Origin of the sequence: Micromonospora sp. BRA006-A (assembly GCF_033433935.1) — a bacterium.
Lineage (GTDB): Bacteria > Actinomycetota > Actinomycetes > Mycobacteriales > Micromonosporaceae > Micromonospora > Micromonospora aurantiaca.
The window spans coordinates 3326521-3342347 of sequence record NZ_JANCLW010000001.1 but is presented as its reverse complement, the minus strand read 5'-3'; the positions used below and the strand labels follow the sequence as shown (position 1 = coordinate 3342347).

The window sequence follows — 15827 nt, the reverse complement described above, 5'->3', positions numbered from 1 at the left end:
GGGGCGATAACAAAAAGGGGAGCCGCTGTGGCACTCGACACCGTGGAACTGCTGATGCACCCGGTCCGGCTGCGCATCGTCCAGGCGTTCCTCGGCGGCCGCACGCTCACCACCACCGACCTGCGCGCCGAGCTGAGCGACGTGCCACCGGCCACGCTCTACCGGCAGGTCGCCACGCTCGCCGACCACGGCGTGCTGCACACGGTGGGGGAGCGGCGGGCCCGCGGCGCGACCGAGCGCAGCTACCGGCTTGTCGAGGCAGCCGCATCGGTGGACCCGGGCGAGGCCCGGGCCATGAGCCCGCAACGGCACCGGCAGGCGTTCCTCACCTTCGTCGCAGGCCTGCTCGCCGACTTCGACGGCTACCTCGGCCGCGGCGACCCCGACCTGGCCCGCGACGTGGCCGGCTACCGGCAGAACGCGTTCCACGCCACCGACGCCGAGACCGCCGAGTTCGTCACCCGGTTCCGCGAACTGTTCGCCGAGTACGCGGCGTTCGGCCCCGGACCCGGCCGCACCCGGCGGCTGCTCACCACAGTGCTGCTGCCCGGCGCCGATCAGGAGCGGCCCGCCGACCGCCGGTGACCGAGCGCGATGTCCGCCACCGCGGCACCGAGCGCCAGCACGATGATCCCGGCGGCGAGCAGCAATGAGTGGCGGAACGCCGCACCCCAGTCGCCGCGGTCCTGCGCCAGCGTCGAGAAGAACAGCGCGCCCACCGCGGCGATGCCCGCGGCCGACCCGATGCGCTGGCCGGTCTGGAGCATCCCGGCGCCGCTGCCGGCCATCGGTACCGGCACCTCGGACAGCGTCAGCGTCTGGTTCGGCGCGATCACCAGACCGCTGCCCAGCCCGGCGACGAGTAGCGGCAGCGCGGTGCGCAGCGGCACGTTGTCGTGCGGCCCGCCGGCCAGCACCAGGTCGGTCGCGATCAGCCCGGCCACCACCGCCAGCAGACCGATCGCGACGAGCGGACGGCCGTACCGCGTCACCACCCGGCCGCCGAGCGCGGAGGCCAGCGCCGAACCGAGCGCGAACGGGGTGATCGCCAGACCGGCCACGAGCGCGCTGTAGCCGAGCCCCATCTGGAGGTAGAGCGTGAAGATGAAGAAGATCGCGGTGAACCCGGCGAAGTAGATCAGGCCGATCAGCGAACCCAGCGTGTAGGAGCGCACCGTGAACAGCCGCAGGTCGAACAGCGGCTGGGCGCGCCGGGCGTACCGGTGCTCCCAGAGCGCGAACCCGGCGAGCAGCAGCAGGCCGACGGGGATCAGCAGCCACTTGCCCGGGCCCCGCCACTGCTCCCGCTGCACCAGCGGCAGCAGGATCACGGTCACCCCGGCGCCGAGCAGCAGCACCCCGAGCGGGTCGAGCCGGCCCCGTCCGGCCGGGTTCGTCGCCCGGGCCGGCATCAGCCGCCAGCCGAGCAACATCGCCACGATCCCGACCGGGATGTTCACGAAGAACACCCACCGCCAGCCGTGCTCCGCGCCGCCGAGCTGGATGAGCAGGCCGCCGAGCAGCGGACCCACGGCGGTGGAGATGCCGATCGTGGCGCCCAGCAGCCCGAACGCCCGGCCCCGGTCGGCACCCCGGAACAGCTCCTGGATCATGCCGCTGACCTGCGGGTTCACCACGCCGGCGGCGGCGCCCTGGACGAGCCGGGCGACGACCAGCCACTCCGGCGAGCGGGCCAGCCCGGCCAGCGCGCTGGTCAGCGTGAACAGGCCCACCCCGACCACGAACGCGCTACGCCGCCCGCGCGCGTCGCCGAACCGCCCGGCCGGCACCAGCACCAGGCCGAACGTCAGCGCGTACCCGGACAGCACCCACTGCAGGTCGCTCGGCGTGGCCTGCAACGCCCGGTCGATCGACGGCACCGCGACGTTGACGATGCTGACGTCCAGCAGCGTCATGAACGCCGCGATCAGGCCGACGCTCAGCGCGCGCCAGCGACGCCGGTCGTCGTACCCGGTGTCGGGCACCGCCGACGACGACCGGCCCTCGCTCATCGTGCCCCCCACTGACCGTCGATCACCCGACTCTGATCGCTACCCGGTGCCCGGTGGGGCAAACGACTCGATCACGCCATCTGGCGCGCGCACCACCGGGGTCCGAAGTCCAGGCCGGACATCGGGGAGTCCTCGCGGTGCAGCAGTCCCCGCTCGGTGAGCGAGTGCAGCGGCTCGCGCAGCTCCTCCTCGGTCATCCCGGTCTCCTGGGCGATCAGGTCCGGGTAGGGGACGTGCCCCTGCACCTCCAGCGCGGACACCGCCTGGTAGACCCGTTCCTCGACCGCAGACAGCTGGACCTGAGGCATCGCTTCCCTCCTCGGCGTGGACCGCCCGACCCGCGGACGGCCGGCGACCGGCGGTTACCCGGGCGGGCCGCGATGATGCTCACCCGTTCGACTGTCGTACCGGGCGGCGCGGCACGGCGGTGCCCTAGGCTGCACCCGTGATCATGGATCTCGTCGTGGTCGGCGGCGGGCCCGCCGGACTCTCCGCCGCGCACGCCGCGGCCCGGGCCGGCGTCCGCACGCTCGTGGTGGAACGGGCCACCCACCCCCGCTACAAGACCTGCGGCGGCGGCCTGACAGGCACCTCGCTCGCCGAGGTCGGCGACCTTGTCGAGGTGCCCGCCCACGACCGGGTCGACCGGATCACGTTCACCCGGGACGGGCGACGCGCGTTCACCCGCCGGCACCCCGCGCCGCTGGTCACCATGATCCGCCGGGAGGAGTTCGACGACCGGCTGCGCGCCGCCGCCGTCGCCGCCGGGGCGCAGGTCCGCGAGGGCGTCGCGGTCCGCGCGATCGAGCAGGACCCCGACGAGGTACGCCTGCGCCTGGCCGGCGGTGAGACGGTACGGGCCCGTACCGTCATCGGTGCGGACGGCTCGTCCGGCGTGACGGCACGGCACGTCGGGGTGCGCTTCCGGCAGGTCGACCTCGGCCTGGAACTGGAACTGCCGGTGGACGCCGCCGAGCGGGACCGCTGGCGCGGCCGGGTGCTGCTCGACTGGGGGCCGCTGCCCGGCTCCTACGCCTGGGTGTTCCCCAAGGGCGACCGTCTCACGGTGGGTGTCATATCCGCCCGGGGCGACGGCGACCGCACCCGCGCCTATCTGCGCGACTTCACCGACCGGCTCGGCCTGTCCGGGGTGAGGCCGGAGCACGACTCCGGTCACCTGACCCGCTGCCGCACCGGGGACTCCCCGCTGCGGCACGGCCGGGTGCTGGTCGCCGGGGACGCCGCCGGGCTGCTGGAGCCGTGGAGCCGTGAGGGGATCAGCTACGCGCTGCGCTCGGGCCGGCTGGCCGGTGCGGCGGTGGCCGCCGGTGACCTCGACGCGTACGCCCGGGACGTCGACCGGCGGCTGACGCCGGAGATGCGCGCCGGGTACCGGCTGCTGGAGGTGTTCGAGCGGCGGCCCGACGTGTTCCACACGATGCTGGCGAGCCCACCCGGCTGGCGGATGTTCGTCCGGTTCTGCCAGGGGCGGGCGAGCTTCGCCGAGGTGCTCGACCGGCGGCCGGTGCGGGCCGGGCTGGCGCTGCTCGACCGCCTGCCACCGCTCAGGGGACGATGACCGCCCGCCCCCGCACCTCGCCCCGGCGCAGCGCCTCGTACGCCTGCGGCGCCTGTGCGAGGGGGAACGTGTGCACGTCGGCGTGCAGCCGGCCGTCGCGGGCCAGCTCGATCACCTCGTGCAGTTCGGATCGGGTGCCCCAGAACGGCACGACCACACCGGTCTCCAGCGGCACCGGCGGCGGCTCGTCGGCGACCGGCCGCACCGGCAGCGTGCCGCCGGCCAGGCCCACCAGCAGGATCTGGCCGCCGGTGGCGACCACCTGCCGGGCGGTGTCCAGCGTGGGCTGCGCGCCGACGAAGTCGAGCACCACGTCCGCGCCGTCCGGCGCCGGCCCGACCAGTTCGCGGATCCTGTCCACCGCGTCCGGGCCGGCCTGCACCGTGTGGTGGGCGCCCAGGCCGGCGGCGAGGTCCAGCGCGGCGGTGTTCGTGTCCACCGCGATGATCCGTACCGCGGTGGTGGCGAGCAGGATCTGCAATCCCATGTGCCCCAGGCCGCCGATGCCGATCACCACGCAGGTTGTGCCCGGTCGCAGCCGGGGCCGCGCCAGGTCCACCGCGTGGTACGGGGTCAGCCCGGCGTCGGTCAGCGGCGCCGCCTGGGTCAGGTCCATGTCGCCGACCGGCAGCAGCCGGGACGCCGGCACCACCACGTACTCGGCCAGCCCGCCGTCGCGGCTGAGCCCGATCCCGCCGACCGGGGTGACCCGGCACCGGTTCTCCTCGCCCCGCAGGCAGGCCCGGCACCGGCCGCAGCCGATGATGCCGTAGACGGCGGCCCGGTCGCCGGGCGACCAGCCCTCCACCCCGGCGCCGACCGTGTCCACGGTGCCGGCGATCTCGTGCCCGAGCGTCATCGGGATCGGGAACACCCCGGCCGGCGCGTCGAGGATGTGCAGGTCGGAGTGGCAGGCGCCGACCGCGCCGACGCGCAGCAGCACTTCACCCGGGCCGGCCTGCGGGGTGGGCACCTCCGTGTGCTCCAGCACACCGGGTGCGGTCATCCGTACTGCGCGCATGTCTCCTCCACCTCGTCGCCCACGGTCGTCGCGGCGGCATACCCCTGCCGTAGCGGTTGATGCGGAGACGGAACGGGTGAGCGCACAATGCGGTCATGAGCGAGCCGGCCGAGTCGTTCACCGACGAGGAGTACGCGTTCCTGCGGCACGTCCGCTTCGGCGAACTGCCCGCCCGGGTACGCCCGGATGACCTGACGGGGTCCGTGGAGACCGAGACCCCGCCGGACCGGCCGGACCCGGTCGGCGGGGAGTCGGAGTGGCACCTGCGCGCGGGCGGCTGACGGGGCCCGGGCAACGGCCCGGACCCCGCCGCCTCACGGTCAGAAGACCGGCACGCCGTCGCGCACCAGCTTCCAGTTGGGTACGAAGAAGTCGGCCGGGTCGATGACGCCCTTGGCCTGCGCCCAGTCGATGAGCAGCTGGCGGATCTCCTGCTGGGCGTTGTAGACCTGGGTCTTCACGATGCCCGGGAAGTTGCCGCCGCCGCTGCGCCGGTAGTTGTTCACCGCCACCACGAACCGGGCGTCCGCCGCGACCGGGGTGCCGGTGCCGGCCAGCACCAGGCGGGTGATCCGCTGCCCGACCGGCTTGGCGATGTCGATGTCGTAGTCGACGCCGGAGAACACGTCGTAGTTGTAGTCCGGCACCGCCGGGTCGCTGATCGTCTCCGGGTTCACCGGCGCGCCCGCGGGCAGCGTGACGAAGTACTTCGCCGAGTACTCCAGGTACGCCTTCACCTCGGCGCCGGTCAGCACGACCGCCTCCAGCGTGTTGTCGTACACGTAGAGGCCCGCCACGTCGCGGATGCGCACGTCGCCCTGCGGGAACACCGCGGTACGGCTGAACGGCGCGGCGATGGACAGCACCGGCAGGCCAGCGTACTCGCCGCCCGCGAGCGCCTCGGTGACCACCTCGGTCTGGACGTGGTTGATGAAGTCCAGGATCGGGGTGTCCTTGTACCGCGACTCGGCGGCCGACAGTTCCACACTGGACTGGGCGACGACGCGGTTGACGTACTCGACGGTCTTGGTGTGCTGGCCGCGCACGGCCGCGAGCACCGCCGGGTCCTCGACCACCGTGTTGGTGTTGAGCGTGGTGGCCGACTTGGCGGTGACCGTCCAGCGGCCCTTCTCCCGGGTCAGCGTGAAGTCCATCCGGGTCAGCCGCTGTCCCCACTTCGACGGCTCCGAGGTGAGGACCCGCTCGCCGGTGGTCAGGTTGGTGACGAACTTCTCCGGCACCTCGTTGTGCGCGTGGCCGAACAGGATCGCGTCGATGCCGGGGACCTGCTCGGCGATCAGCGCGGTCGGGTTCTCGTTCGGCAGTTCCGGGCCGTAGCTGGAGGTGCCGCTGTCGCCGCCGTGCGCGGAGATGACGACCAGGTCGGCGCCGCGGCGGCGCATCTCCGGCACCCACTTCGCGGCGGTGGCGACCATGTCGGCGAAGACCAGGCGGCCCTCGACGTTGCCCTTGTCCCAGATGGCCACGCCGGGGTTGGTCAGGCCGAGGATGCCCACGCGCAGCTTCGGCGCGCCGTGCCCGCCGAGCTTGACCTCCTTGATCACGTACGGCAGGAACGCCGGCTTGCCGGTCTTCGCGTTGAGCGCGTTCGCGGCCAGGGCCGGGAAGCCGAGCTGCTCGATCCAGGTCGCCAGCAGCGGCAGGCCGTAGTTGAACTCGTGGTTGCCGAGCGTCACCGCGTCGTACTTGAGGATGTTCATGGCGCGGGCCATCGGGTGCGTCTCACCGGTGCTGGTGATCGGCTCCTGCTTGGCGTAGTACGTGGCGAGCGGCGTGCCCTGGATGGTGTCGCCGGCGTCCAGGACCAGCGTGGCCCTGCCCTTGCGCTCGGCGCGGATCTGGTTGACCAGGGTGGCGAGCTTCGCGACGCCGACGTCGTTGTGCTTGCTGTCGTCGAACTCCGCGTCCTTGTAATAGTCCCAGTTGTAGACGTTGCCGTGGGTGTCCGACGTGCCGAGGATCGTCAGGTCCCAGGTCTTCGGCTGCTTCGGCTTCGCCTCGGCGGGCGCGCCGGCCAGCAGGGGAGCGGTCGCGGCGGCGGCCGCGACGGCCAGCACCTGGCGCCGGGAGGCGCCGGAGGAGGAGGTCATGAGGTGCCTTTCCAATGGGGGTACGCGCCTCGTGGGCGCCGTTGCGCACCATAACCACCACATGTCACCTGCGCCACACCGGCCCGAATCGTTTCCCTTCCGGTCACAGGCTGCTGTTTTCCCGCCGGTCACCGGGGTAGGGGCGCATCCATGAGCGAGGACCAGTTCACCCAGCAGCACCCGGCCGAGCAGTACGGACAGCGCGACGGCCAGCCGTCGCAGCGGCAGACGCCGCCCGGCAACGAGCAGGAGATGGGGCCGAAGCCCGACCACGGCGAGGAGTCGTACCGGGGCAGCGACCGGCTCACCGGCAAGCGCGCGATCATCACCGGCGGTGACTCCGGCATCGGCCGGGCCGTGGCGATCGCCTTCGCCCGCGAGGGCGCCGACGTCCTCATCACGTACCTCGCCGACGAGGAGGAGAGGGACGCCCGGGAGACGGTCGCCCTGATCGAGCAGGCCGGGCGCACCGGCGTCGCGGTCCGGTGTGACCTGCGCGAGGAGGCCAACTGCCGCGCCCTGGTCGACCAGGCGCTGCGCGACCTCGGCGGCGTCGACATCCTGGTCAACAACGCGGCGTACCAGATGTCGCAGGACAACGGCCTGCTCGACATCACCACCGAGCAGTTCGACCGGGTCTTCAAGACCAACGTGTACGCCATGTTCTGGCTCTGCAAGTTCGCGGTGCCGCACATGAAGGAGGGCTCGACGATCATCAACACGTCGTCGATCCAGGCGTTCGACCCGTCGCCGCAGCTGCTCGACTACGCCACCACCAAGGCGGCCATCGCCAACTTCACCAAGGCGCTCGCGCAGAACCTCGCCGAGCGGGGCATCCGGGTCAACGCGGTCGCGCCCGGCCCGATCTGGACGCCGCTGATCCCGGCCACCATGCCGGAGGAGAAGGTGAAGCAGTTCGGCACCGACACGCCGCTGGGCCGTCCGGGTCAGCCGGCCGAGCTGGCGCCCGCGTACGTCTACTTCGCCTCGCAGGAGTCCAGCTACGTCACCGGCGAGATCCTCGGCGTCACGGGCGGCCGCCCGACGAAGTGAGCCGCCGCCCGGTCCCGTTCCGGCCCGTGCCGGCCGCCTGGTCCCGCCCCCGGTCGTCTGGTTCCGCTGCTCAGCGGGGCCAGGCGGCCATCCGGCGGCGGACCTCGGCGATGCGCGGCGCGTCCAGGCCGTAGCGGGTGAACCGTCGGTCGGCCAGCCCGTCCAGGTAGCGGCCCGCGGCGCGCACGTCCTGGTCGTCCAGCGCCGGATCGACCTGCCGGGCCAGCTCCAGCAGTTCCGCGACCGTGTACCGGTCCAGCGCGGCGGAGACGTCGATGTAGTCGCGTACCTCCCGCCGGTTCACCAGCGCGGCGGTCTTGTTGGCGATCAGGTCGCGCACGTCCATGACCGGGCCGAGGTCCATCACCACCGGGCTGCGGTGCCGGTCCAGGCGGGCCAGGCTCAGCCGGATCTGCCGGCCGTCCCGGCTCACCACGAAGTCCCGCAGATCCCGGTCGAAGCCGTCGAACACCTCGCCCAGGCCGCCCGGATCCACCTCGGCCACCCGGTACCCGGCGCGCTCCAGCGCCGCGCGTACCCCGTCGGCCGCCGCCGCGGCGGCGCCCTCCACGTCGGCGAACAGGTCGACGTCCTCGGTGGGGCGGGTGACGAGGCCGTGGACGGCCCACGCCACGCCGCCGCCGAGGACGAAGCGGTGCGGGCCGGCGGCGGCCAGCGCCACCCGGGCCACCTGCCGGTAGAAGTCGTGCGGATGGGTCACGCGGCGCGCAGGCTCCGGTGCCGGCCCTCCCAGGCCAGGCGTACGCCCCGGGGCAGGTTCAGCAGCGGCCACAACCGGCGCAACGTGCCCGCGTGGATCAGCTCGCGCAGATCCTCCACCCGGGTCGTCTCGCGCAGCACGTTCTCGTACATCCAGAGCAACTCGTCCGGGTCGCCCAGGTCGAACGCGCGTTCGCTGCTCCACATCAGGCGTACCGGCAGCTCGACGATGCCGGTCGTGGGACCGGTGAGCTCATCCAGGGTGCGCGCCACCACGGCGGGTCGCCCGGGACGGGCGAGGTACGCGTGCGCGCTGACCGACATGGCATCAGGGTAACCCCAACCCGTCCCCATACCCCCCACCCTTCCCGCCCCCACCCCGTCGATCATGAAGTTGACGGCGCGAGACGTCCGTTTCGTCCCCGCCAACTTCATGATCGACCGTCGCGTCCTCGCTACCTGTTCGCCTTGTTCGCCTAGCGCGGCACTCCGCCGGAGATCTTGGAAGATCCGGGCATGGCGGCCGTTTCGTTCCAAGATCTCCCACGGTGGCGCGTGCGCCAACGCCGGCAAGAGGCGGGGCAGATGGACCGCGGGGCGTTGGGCGAGAGCAGCCCCCGAGCACGGCGCACGGGCTCCGGCGTTCCGCCGACGAGAGATCTTGGTACGCAACGGCCCTCATAAGGGCACTCTCGTACCAAGATCTCCATCCGGCAGTGCGAACGCCGCCCCGGAGCATGCATCGATCACGAAGTTGGCTGCGACAAACCGGACACCGGGTGCTGTCAACCTCTTGTCGACGGGGCCAGGTGAGTCCAGGCAGAGGACGGGGCCGCAACCTCGGACATCGCCCCCGACCCGGCCGATCCAATTCCGGGCGGGTGTCGGGTTTCGGGGTGGTCGGTGGCACCCGCCCGGCGGAATCGTGGGCGGGGGCGGGGCGTTATACCTGGTGAACGACCGCAGCAGCACCCCCGCAGCACGCGGACGCGGGTGGCAGCGCCCGGGAATGATCCCGCGCAGCCGGTCGTTGTGGATGTCTCCGGCGCCGCGAACCGGCCCCGCACGCCACCCCCGGGCGTGCTGCGGGCCGCGGGTGAGCAGGACGCCGGCATCCCCCCAAGACCCTTCTCTTGAGCGCCTGACGGTGCTCGCACCCGCACCGACCCCCCTCGGCGCGGGCGTCGACCCCCGAACGGAGCCCTCACCATGAACACGATTCTGCGTAAGAGCATCCTCGGTATCGCCGGTCTGACCGTCGCCGGTGGCCTCGCCGCCGGCCCCCTCAACCACGACACCAGCACCCCCACTGCCCGGGACGCCGCGGTCACCACGACGCAGGCCGCCGGCAAGCTGGACAGCGCCGCGCTCATCCCGCACGGCGTCCAGGGCACCCAGTCCCACATCGACCTCGACGACGAGCAGACCGCCAACGTCAAGGCGATCATCGCCGCCACGAAGAAGGCCGGCATGGACGAACGCGCCGCCGTCGTCTCCATCGCCACCGCCCTGCAGGAGTCGAAGCTGGAGAACCTCGGCCACCTCGGCGACCGCAACGACCACGACTCGCAGGGCCTGTTCCAGCAGCGCCCCTCCAGTGGTTGGGGCACCGTCGAGCAGATCACCGACCCCGAATACTCCACCACCGCCTTCCTCAAGGGCCTCAAGCAGGTCGACGGCTGGCGCGACATGCCCCTGACCAAGGCCGCCCAGACCGTCCAGGTCTCCGCCTACCCCGACCACTACGCCCAGTGGGAGCAGCAGGCCGCCGACCTGGTGGCCGAGCACTGGAACAGCTAAGACGAACAGGTGAGACCCAGCGAAAGGCCGGCACCCCGAACCAACGGGGTGCCGGCCTTCTGCGTGCCAGGAGACGGCGTCAGGTCGCGCTGATCGTGCCGGTCGCCAGCAGGCAGATCACCAGGCTGCCCAGCGCCACCCGGTACAGCACGAAGACGTACAGCGTGTGGTGGGCGACGTAGCGCAGCAGCCAGGCGATGGCCGCGTAGCCGACGGCGAACGCGATGAGCGTCGCGATCACCATCTGCGCCACGCTCGGTGCGGCGGTGCCCGGTGCGGACGGCTCGAAGACGTCCGGGAGGCTGAACACGCCGGAGATCACCACGGCCGGGATGGCCAGCAGGAACGAGTAGCGGGCCGCGGTCTCCCGGGTGAGGTTCAGCAGCAGGCCCGCGGTCAGGGTGCCGCCCGAGCGGGAGACGCCGGGGACCAGCGCCGCCGCCTGGGCGAAGCCCATGATGACGCCGTCGCGCATCCGGAAGTTCTCCAGCGTACGGGTCTGCCGGCCCCAGTACTCGGCGAAGGCCAGCAGCATCGCGCCGATGATCAGCGTGCAGGAGATCAACCAGAGGTTCCGGCCGGCGGTGCGGATCTGGTCCTTGAAGATCAGTCCGAAGATGCCGATTGGGATGGTGCCGACGATGACGTACCAGCCCATCCGGTAGTCGAGGCTGGACCGCACCGAGCGGTCGACAAGGCCGACGAACCAGGTGCGGACGATCCGCCAGATGTCCTTGGCGAAGTAGATCAGGACGGCGGCCTCGGTGCCGAGCTGGGTCACCGCGGTGAACGACGCGCCCGCGTCCCGGCCGAAGAACAGCTCCGAGGTGATCCGCAGGTGCCCGGACGAGGATACCGGAAGGAACTCGGTCAGCCCCTGGACCAGGCCCAGGACGATGGCCTCGATCCAGGTCACTCGCCGACTCCGGACAGCTCCAGCGCCTCGGCGACGGTACGCAGGGTCTGCACCCCGCTGTCCCGGTCGGCCACGAACAGCGACACCGACAGGGTGGTCACGCCGGCGGCGGCGTACTCCCGCATCCGCTCGGCGATGCGCTCCTTCGGGCCCAGCAGCGAGGTGCGGTCGATGAACTCCATCGGTACGGCGGCGGCCGCGTCGCGCTGCCGCTTGGCCAGGTAGAGGTCCTGGACCTCACGGGCCGCGTCGCCGTAGCCCATGCGGGTGGCGAGCTGGTTGTAGAAGTTCTGCTTGCGGCTGCCCATGCCGCCGACGTACAGCGCGGCGTACCAGCGCACCAGCTCGGCGCAGGTGGCGATGTCGTCGCCGACCACGACCGGCACGGACGGCACCACGTCGAAGCCGGCCATTTCCTTGCCCGCCGCGGCGCGCCCGGCCCGCACCGAGGCGAGGTGCTCCTCGGCGAACTCCGGGGAGTAGAAGACGGCCAGCCAGCCGTCGGCGATCTCGCCGGCCAGTTCCAGGTTCTTCGGGCCGACGGCGGCAAGGTAGATCGGGATGTGCTCGCGCGGCGGGTGGAAGCCCAGCCGCAGCGCCTTGCCGGGACCGTCGGGCAGCGGCAGCGTGTAGTGCTCGCCGTCGTACGCGACCTCCTTGCGGGCCACCGCCAGCTTGACGATGTCGACGTACTCCCGGGTGCGGGCCAGCGGCTTGGCGAACCGTACGCCGTGCCAGCCCTCGGAGACCTGCGGACCGGACACGCCCAGGCCGAGCCGGAACCGGCCGCCGGAGAGCGTGTCGATGGTCGCGGCGGTCATCGCGGTCATGGCGGGGGTACGGGCCGGGATCTGCATGACCGCCGAGCCGACGTCGATGCGCTCCGTCTGACCGGCGATCCAGGCCAGCATGCTCGGCGAGTCCGAGCCGTACGCCTCCGCGGCCCAGACCACCGAGTAGCCGAGCCGGTCCGCCTCCTGGGCCAGCGCCAGGTGGTCGAAGGGCGTGCTCCACGCCGTCTGGTATCCGAGGTTGAGCCCGAGTCGCACTGATCCTCCCACCGTCCGCACCACAGGTCGCATCAGGTTACGCAATGAGCGTGGCACCCTCGACGTCCGGCTCGCCCCGAACATGTCACACCGGGTGGAGGTCGCGCGGGAAGTTGACTGCGGCGAGGATATCCGTGACGCCGGGTTCGAAATAAGGTTCACGCATGCAACAGCGACCGCTCGGCCGAAGCGGGCTGGCGGTATCGCGGCTCGCGCTCGGCACCATGACCTGGGGACGGGACACCGACGCCGACGACGCGGCCGCCCAGCTGAAGAGTTACCTCGACGCGGGCGGCAACCTCGTCGACACCGCCGACGTGTACGCCGACGGCGACGCCGAGTCGGTGATCGGCTCCCTGCTGGGCAGCCTGGTGGACCGCGACGAGCTGCTGATCGCCACCAAGGCGGGCCTGCGGCCGGGCAGCCGCCGCCGGGACGGCTCACGGGGGCACCTGCTGCGCACGCTCGACGCCTCGCTGCGCCGGCTCGGCACCGACCACGTCGACCTGTGGCAGGTGCACGGCTACGACCCGGACACCCCGCTGGAGGAGACGCTCTCCGCGCTGGACCACGCGGTGTCCAGCGGGAAGGCCCGCTACGTGGGTGTGTCGAACTTCTCCGGCTGGCAGACCGCGCGGGCCGCCGCCTGGCAGGCCGCCTGGCCGGGGCGCGCGCCGGTGGTCGCCGCGCAGGTGGAGTACTCGCTGCTGGAGCGCGGTGTGGAGCGGGAGGTGCTGCCCGCCTGCGCCGGGATGGGGCTGGGTGTGCTGCCCTGGTCGCCGCTGGGCCGGGGCGTGCTGACCGGCAAGTACCGCAACGGCCGCCCGGCCGACTCGCGGGCGGTGTCGCCGCACTTCGAGCGGTTCGTCGCGACGTACCTGGAGCCGCGCTGCTCCAGCATCGTGGAGGCGGTCGCCATCGCGGCCGGCGGGCTCGGCGTGTCGCCGCTGGAGGTGGCGCTGGCCTGGGTGCGGGACCGGCCGGGCGTGACCGCGCCGATCCTGGGCGCCCGGACCGTCGGGCAGCTGCTCGGCGCGTTGCAGGTGGAGCGGATGACGCTGCCGGAGGAGATCGTCACGGCGCTGGACGACGTGTCGGCGGTGCCGGTGGGCTACCCGGAGCGCGACGGCTGAGCCGTACGAGGGCGATCCGGGTCACCCGCAGGGGGTGGCGGAGGGCCCGCGACCTGGGCAGCATAGGGGCATGGACTACGAATACGCGCCGCTGCGGTTGCCTTCGAACGTCGATCGGCTGACCGCCGCGGCGCAGCTGGCGATCCAGGCCGAGTTCTCCGGCTGGGAGCTGGCCCGGGTGCGGCTCTACCGGGACGGCACGCGGCAGGTGGTGCTGCGGCGCCGCCTGGTCAACCAGTCGCAGCCGGGCCTGTCGTACTGACGACGGGCCCGTCCCCGGGGCCGCGCGACGCGGCGCCGCCCCGGGGATGCGCACGGCCTAGTGCGCGTGGTCGTGTTCCTCGTCGAGTTCCATGAACGGGTGCTCGTCGAGCCGGCCGACCAGCCGGTCGTCGGCGGCCGGCTGGAACGGGCCGACCGGGTCGTCGTCGTCGAACGACTCCAGGTCGACGGGGGTGCCGACCTCGCTGACCATCACCACACCGTCCAGCGGCTCCAGCTCCGGCACGTCGAGCGCGGACAACGAGCCGTCGCCGCTCTGCAGCAGCTCCAGCACCGCCTCGCCGACCCCCTCGACCGGTGCCGGCTCGTCCTCCTCCGGGGTGCCCTCCCGGCGGGCCGCCTCGGCCGCGCGCAGCAGCGCGGCGACGCTGGGCACCCGGTAGTCGCGCCGCTGCCGCACCGAGATGACCCGCGGGTGCGGGTCGGTGGGCTCGCCGCCCTCGACGGCGCCGAAGCGCTCGTCGGCCTCGTCCGGGTCGATCGACTCCACGTCCCAGGGCGTCACCTCGCCGAACGCGTCGAGCAGCTGCTCGTCGTAGGCGAACGAGGCGTTGTTCAACGCGACGTACGCCTGCCAGACGGCGTCGTCGTCGATCCGGCCCTGGGCGGCCCGGACGGCGGCCAGGTGGGCGCGGGCCGCGTCGATCACCCGCTCGAGGGCGGCGTCCAGCTCACCGTGCTGGTCGGTCATGTGTGGCAGTCCCTTCGCGATGGGGGGAGGTTCCGCGCCGGCGGCGCCGCGGCGGGCGCGGTCAGCAGGTACGGAGGAAGCGGTCCAGAACCCGCACGCCGAACTGTAGTCCGTCCAGCGGAACCCGCTCGTCGATGCCGTGGAACAGGCCGGAGAAATTGAGGTCGGCGGGCAGCCGCAGCGGCGCGAAGCCGAAGCAGCGGATGCCGAGCTGGGAGAACGCCTTGGCGTCGGTGCCGCCGGAGAGCATGTACGGCACCGGGTGCGCGCCCGGATCCTCGGCACGCAGCGCCTCCGACATGTGCGCCACCAGGTCACCGTCGAACGTGGTCTCCAGGGCCGGCTGGCGCTGGACGTACTCGATGGCGATGTCCGGCCCGACCAGCTCGCGCAGCTGCCGCTCCAGTTCCTCGCTCTGCCCGGGCAGGCTGCGGCAGTCGATGGTGGCGGTGGCCCGGCCGGGGATGACGTTGTCCTTGTAGCCGGCGGCCAGGCGGGTCGGGTTGGCGGTGTTGCGGACGGTCGCGCCGATGATGTTGGCGATCGGGCCGAGCTTGGCGATCGCGGTCTCCGGATCGTCCGGGTCGATCTCGATGCCGAGCACGTCGGAGACCTCGGCCAGGAACGCCCGTACGGTGTCGGTCATCACCACCGGGAAGCGGTGCCGGCCGATCCGGGCGACCGCCTCGGCGAGCGCGGTGACCGCGTTGTCGTCGTGCACCATCGAGCCGTGGCCGGGCCGGCCCCTGGCGTGCAGGCGCAGCCAGTCGATGCCCTTCTCGGCGGTCTCGATCAGGTAGAGGCGGCGCTGCTCGTCGACCGAGTAGGAGAAGCCGCCGACCTCACCGATCGCCTCGGTGCAGCCGTCGAACAGGCCGCGGTGCCGCTGGGTGAGGAAGTGCGCGCCGTAGTCGCTGCCGGCTTCCTCGTCGGCGGTGAACGCGAGCACGATGTCGCGCCGGGGGCGGACGCCGGTGCGCTGCCAGTCGCGGACCACGGCGAGCACCATCGCGTCGAAGTCCTTCATGTCGATCGCGCCGCGGCCCCACAGGTAGCCGTCGCGGATCTCGCCGGAGAACGGGTGCACCGACCACTCGTCCGGGTCGGCGGGCACCACGTCGAGGTGGCCGTGCACCAGCAGCGCGTCGCGGCCGGGCTCGGTGCCGGGGATCCGGGCGACCAGGTTGGCGCGGCCGGGCGCGGACTCGTGGATCTCGGCGTCGACGCCGGCCTCGGCGAGCTTCTCCGCGACGTACTCGGCGGCGCGCCGCTCCCCCGCGCTGGTGTCGTTGTCGCCGGTGTTCGTGGTGTCGATGCGCAGCAGGTCGCGGCAGAGGTCGACGACCTCGTCGGTGGCGTCGGGTCGGGCGGGGGCGGCGTCGCTCGTCATCGCTTCCTTATACCAGCAGGTGAGGTGGTCGCGGGCCGCCGGTGGCCCGGCGGCGGTTTCGCGGCACGCC

At 72.5% G+C, this 15827-nt stretch carries 17 protein-coding genes; 7 read left to right on the top strand and 10 right to left on the bottom strand.

Features of this window, described 5'->3' with window-relative positions:
* Nucleotides 1-27 precede the first annotated feature (27 nt).
* Nucleotides 28-585: a helix-turn-helix domain-containing protein gene (locus NMK34_RS15055; protein WP_318333925.1), complete on the top strand. Its 558-nt coding sequence runs from the start codon at nucleotides 28-30 to the stop codon at nucleotides 583-585.
* On the opposite strand, the gene NMK34_RS15050 is transcribed toward NMK34_RS15055, so the two are convergent.
* A complete protein-coding gene (locus NMK34_RS15050; protein ID WP_318333924.1) occupies nucleotides 558-2012 on the bottom strand; it encodes an MFS transporter in 1455 nt (484 codons plus the stop codon). The genes NMK34_RS15055 and NMK34_RS15050 overlap by 28 nt on opposite strands.
* Before the next feature lie 71 nt (nucleotides 2013-2083).
* Entirely contained in the window at nucleotides 2084-2320 is a 237-nt protein-coding gene (locus NMK34_RS15045; protein ID WP_013286401.1) for a hypothetical protein, read from the bottom strand.
* 143 nt (nucleotides 2321-2463) lie between these two features.
* On the opposite strand from NMK34_RS15045, the gene NMK34_RS15040 reads away from it, so the two are divergent.
* A complete protein-coding gene (locus tag NMK34_RS15040) occupies nucleotides 2464-3591 on the top strand; it encodes a geranylgeranyl reductase family protein (protein WP_318336350.1) in 1128 nt (375 codons plus the stop codon).
* Here NMK34_RS15040 and NMK34_RS15035 read toward each other — a convergent pair.
* On the bottom strand, nucleotides 3578-4612 hold the full coding sequence (locus tag NMK34_RS15035; RefSeq protein ID WP_318333923.1) for an NAD(P)-dependent alcohol dehydrogenase: 1035 nt from the start codon (nucleotides 4610-4612) through the stop codon (nucleotides 3578-3580). The two genes, NMK34_RS15040 and NMK34_RS15035, sit on opposite strands and share 14 nt — an antisense overlap.
* A gap of 95 nt (nucleotides 4613-4707) precedes the next feature.
* Between NMK34_RS15035 and NMK34_RS15030 the strand changes: the two genes are divergently transcribed.
* Entirely contained in the window at nucleotides 4708-4893 is a 186-nt protein-coding gene (locus NMK34_RS15030; protein WP_318333922.1) for a hypothetical protein, read from the top strand.
* Nucleotides 4894-4932: 39 nt separating this feature from the next.
* Here the strand turns inward: NMK34_RS15030 and NMK34_RS15025 are convergent, their stop codons facing one another.
* The gene (locus NMK34_RS15025) at nucleotides 4933-6723 is read right to left on the bottom strand and encodes a bifunctional metallophosphatase/5'-nucleotidase (protein WP_318333921.1); all 1791 of its coding nucleotides are present in this window, start codon (nucleotides 6721-6723) and stop codon (nucleotides 4933-4935) included.
* Nucleotides 6724-6873: 150 nt separating this feature from the next.
* Between NMK34_RS15025 and NMK34_RS15020 the strand changes: the two genes are divergently transcribed.
* Nucleotides 6874-7776 carry an SDR family oxidoreductase gene (locus NMK34_RS15020; protein WP_318333920.1) on the top strand — a complete coding sequence of 301 codons (903 nt, stop codon included), beginning with the start codon at nucleotides 6874-6876 and terminating at the stop codon, nucleotides 7774-7776.
* Between the two features lie 70 nt (nucleotides 7777-7846).
* Here NMK34_RS15020 and NMK34_RS15015 read toward each other — a convergent pair whose 3' ends face one another.
* Together NMK34_RS15015 and NMK34_RS15010 are read right to left on the bottom strand one after the other, a co-directional pair.
* The gene (locus NMK34_RS15015) at nucleotides 7847-8497 is read right to left on the bottom strand and encodes a nucleotidyl transferase AbiEii/AbiGii toxin family protein (protein WP_318333919.1); all 651 of its coding nucleotides are present in this window, start codon (nucleotides 8495-8497) and stop codon (nucleotides 7847-7849) included.
* Nucleotides 8494-8820, bottom strand: a complete 327-nt coding sequence (locus tag NMK34_RS15010; RefSeq protein ID WP_013476750.1) for a hypothetical protein — start codon at nucleotides 8818-8820, stop codon at nucleotides 8494-8496. The genes NMK34_RS15015 and NMK34_RS15010 overlap by 4 nt, the downstream gene beginning before the upstream one ends.
* Nucleotides 8821-9705: 885 nt before the next feature.
* Between NMK34_RS15010 and NMK34_RS15005 the strand changes: the two genes are divergently transcribed.
* Nucleotides 9706-10296 carry a hypothetical protein gene (locus NMK34_RS15005; protein WP_318333918.1) on the top strand — a complete coding sequence of 197 codons (591 nt, stop codon included), beginning with the start codon at nucleotides 9706-9708 and terminating at the stop codon, nucleotides 10294-10296.
* A gap of 79 nt (nucleotides 10297-10375) precedes the next feature.
* Here the strand turns inward: NMK34_RS15005 and NMK34_RS15000 are convergent, their stop codons facing one another.
* Both NMK34_RS15000 and NMK34_RS14995 read right to left on the bottom strand, forming a co-directional pair.
* The gene (locus tag NMK34_RS15000) at nucleotides 10376-11212 is read right to left on the bottom strand and encodes an undecaprenyl-diphosphate phosphatase (protein WP_318333917.1); all 837 of its coding nucleotides are present in this window, start codon (nucleotides 11210-11212) and stop codon (nucleotides 10376-10378) included.
* On the bottom strand, nucleotides 11209-12261 hold the full coding sequence (locus tag NMK34_RS14995) for an LLM class F420-dependent oxidoreductase (RefSeq protein WP_318333916.1): 1053 nt from the start codon (nucleotides 12259-12261) through the stop codon (nucleotides 11209-11211). The genes NMK34_RS15000 and NMK34_RS14995 overlap by 4 nt, the downstream gene beginning before the upstream one ends.
* A gap of 164 nt (nucleotides 12262-12425) precedes the next feature.
* On the opposite strand from NMK34_RS14995, the gene NMK34_RS14990 reads away from it, so the two are divergent.
* Nucleotides 12426-13394, top strand: a complete 969-nt coding sequence (locus NMK34_RS14990) for an aldo/keto reductase (protein WP_013286071.1) — start codon at nucleotides 12426-12428, stop codon at nucleotides 13392-13394.
* Between the two features lie 70 nt (nucleotides 13395-13464).
* The gene (locus tag NMK34_RS14985) at nucleotides 13465-13656 is read left to right on the top strand and encodes a DUF5703 family protein (protein ID WP_030274256.1); all 192 of its coding nucleotides are present in this window, start codon (nucleotides 13465-13467) and stop codon (nucleotides 13654-13656) included.
* A gap of 57 nt (nucleotides 13657-13713) precedes the next feature.
* Here the strand turns inward: NMK34_RS14985 and NMK34_RS14980 are convergent, their stop codons facing one another.
* Nucleotides 13714-14367, bottom strand: coding sequence for a hypothetical protein (locus NMK34_RS14980; protein ID WP_013286069.1), 654 nt, complete (start codon nucleotides 14365-14367; stop codon nucleotides 13714-13716).
* Nucleotides 14368-14428: 61 nt separating this feature from the next.
* Nucleotides 14429-15757, bottom strand: a complete 1329-nt coding sequence (locus NMK34_RS14975) for a M20/M25/M40 family metallo-hydrolase (protein ID WP_318333915.1) — start codon at nucleotides 15755-15757, stop codon at nucleotides 14429-14431.
* Between the last annotated feature and the right edge of the window lie 70 nt (nucleotides 15758-15827).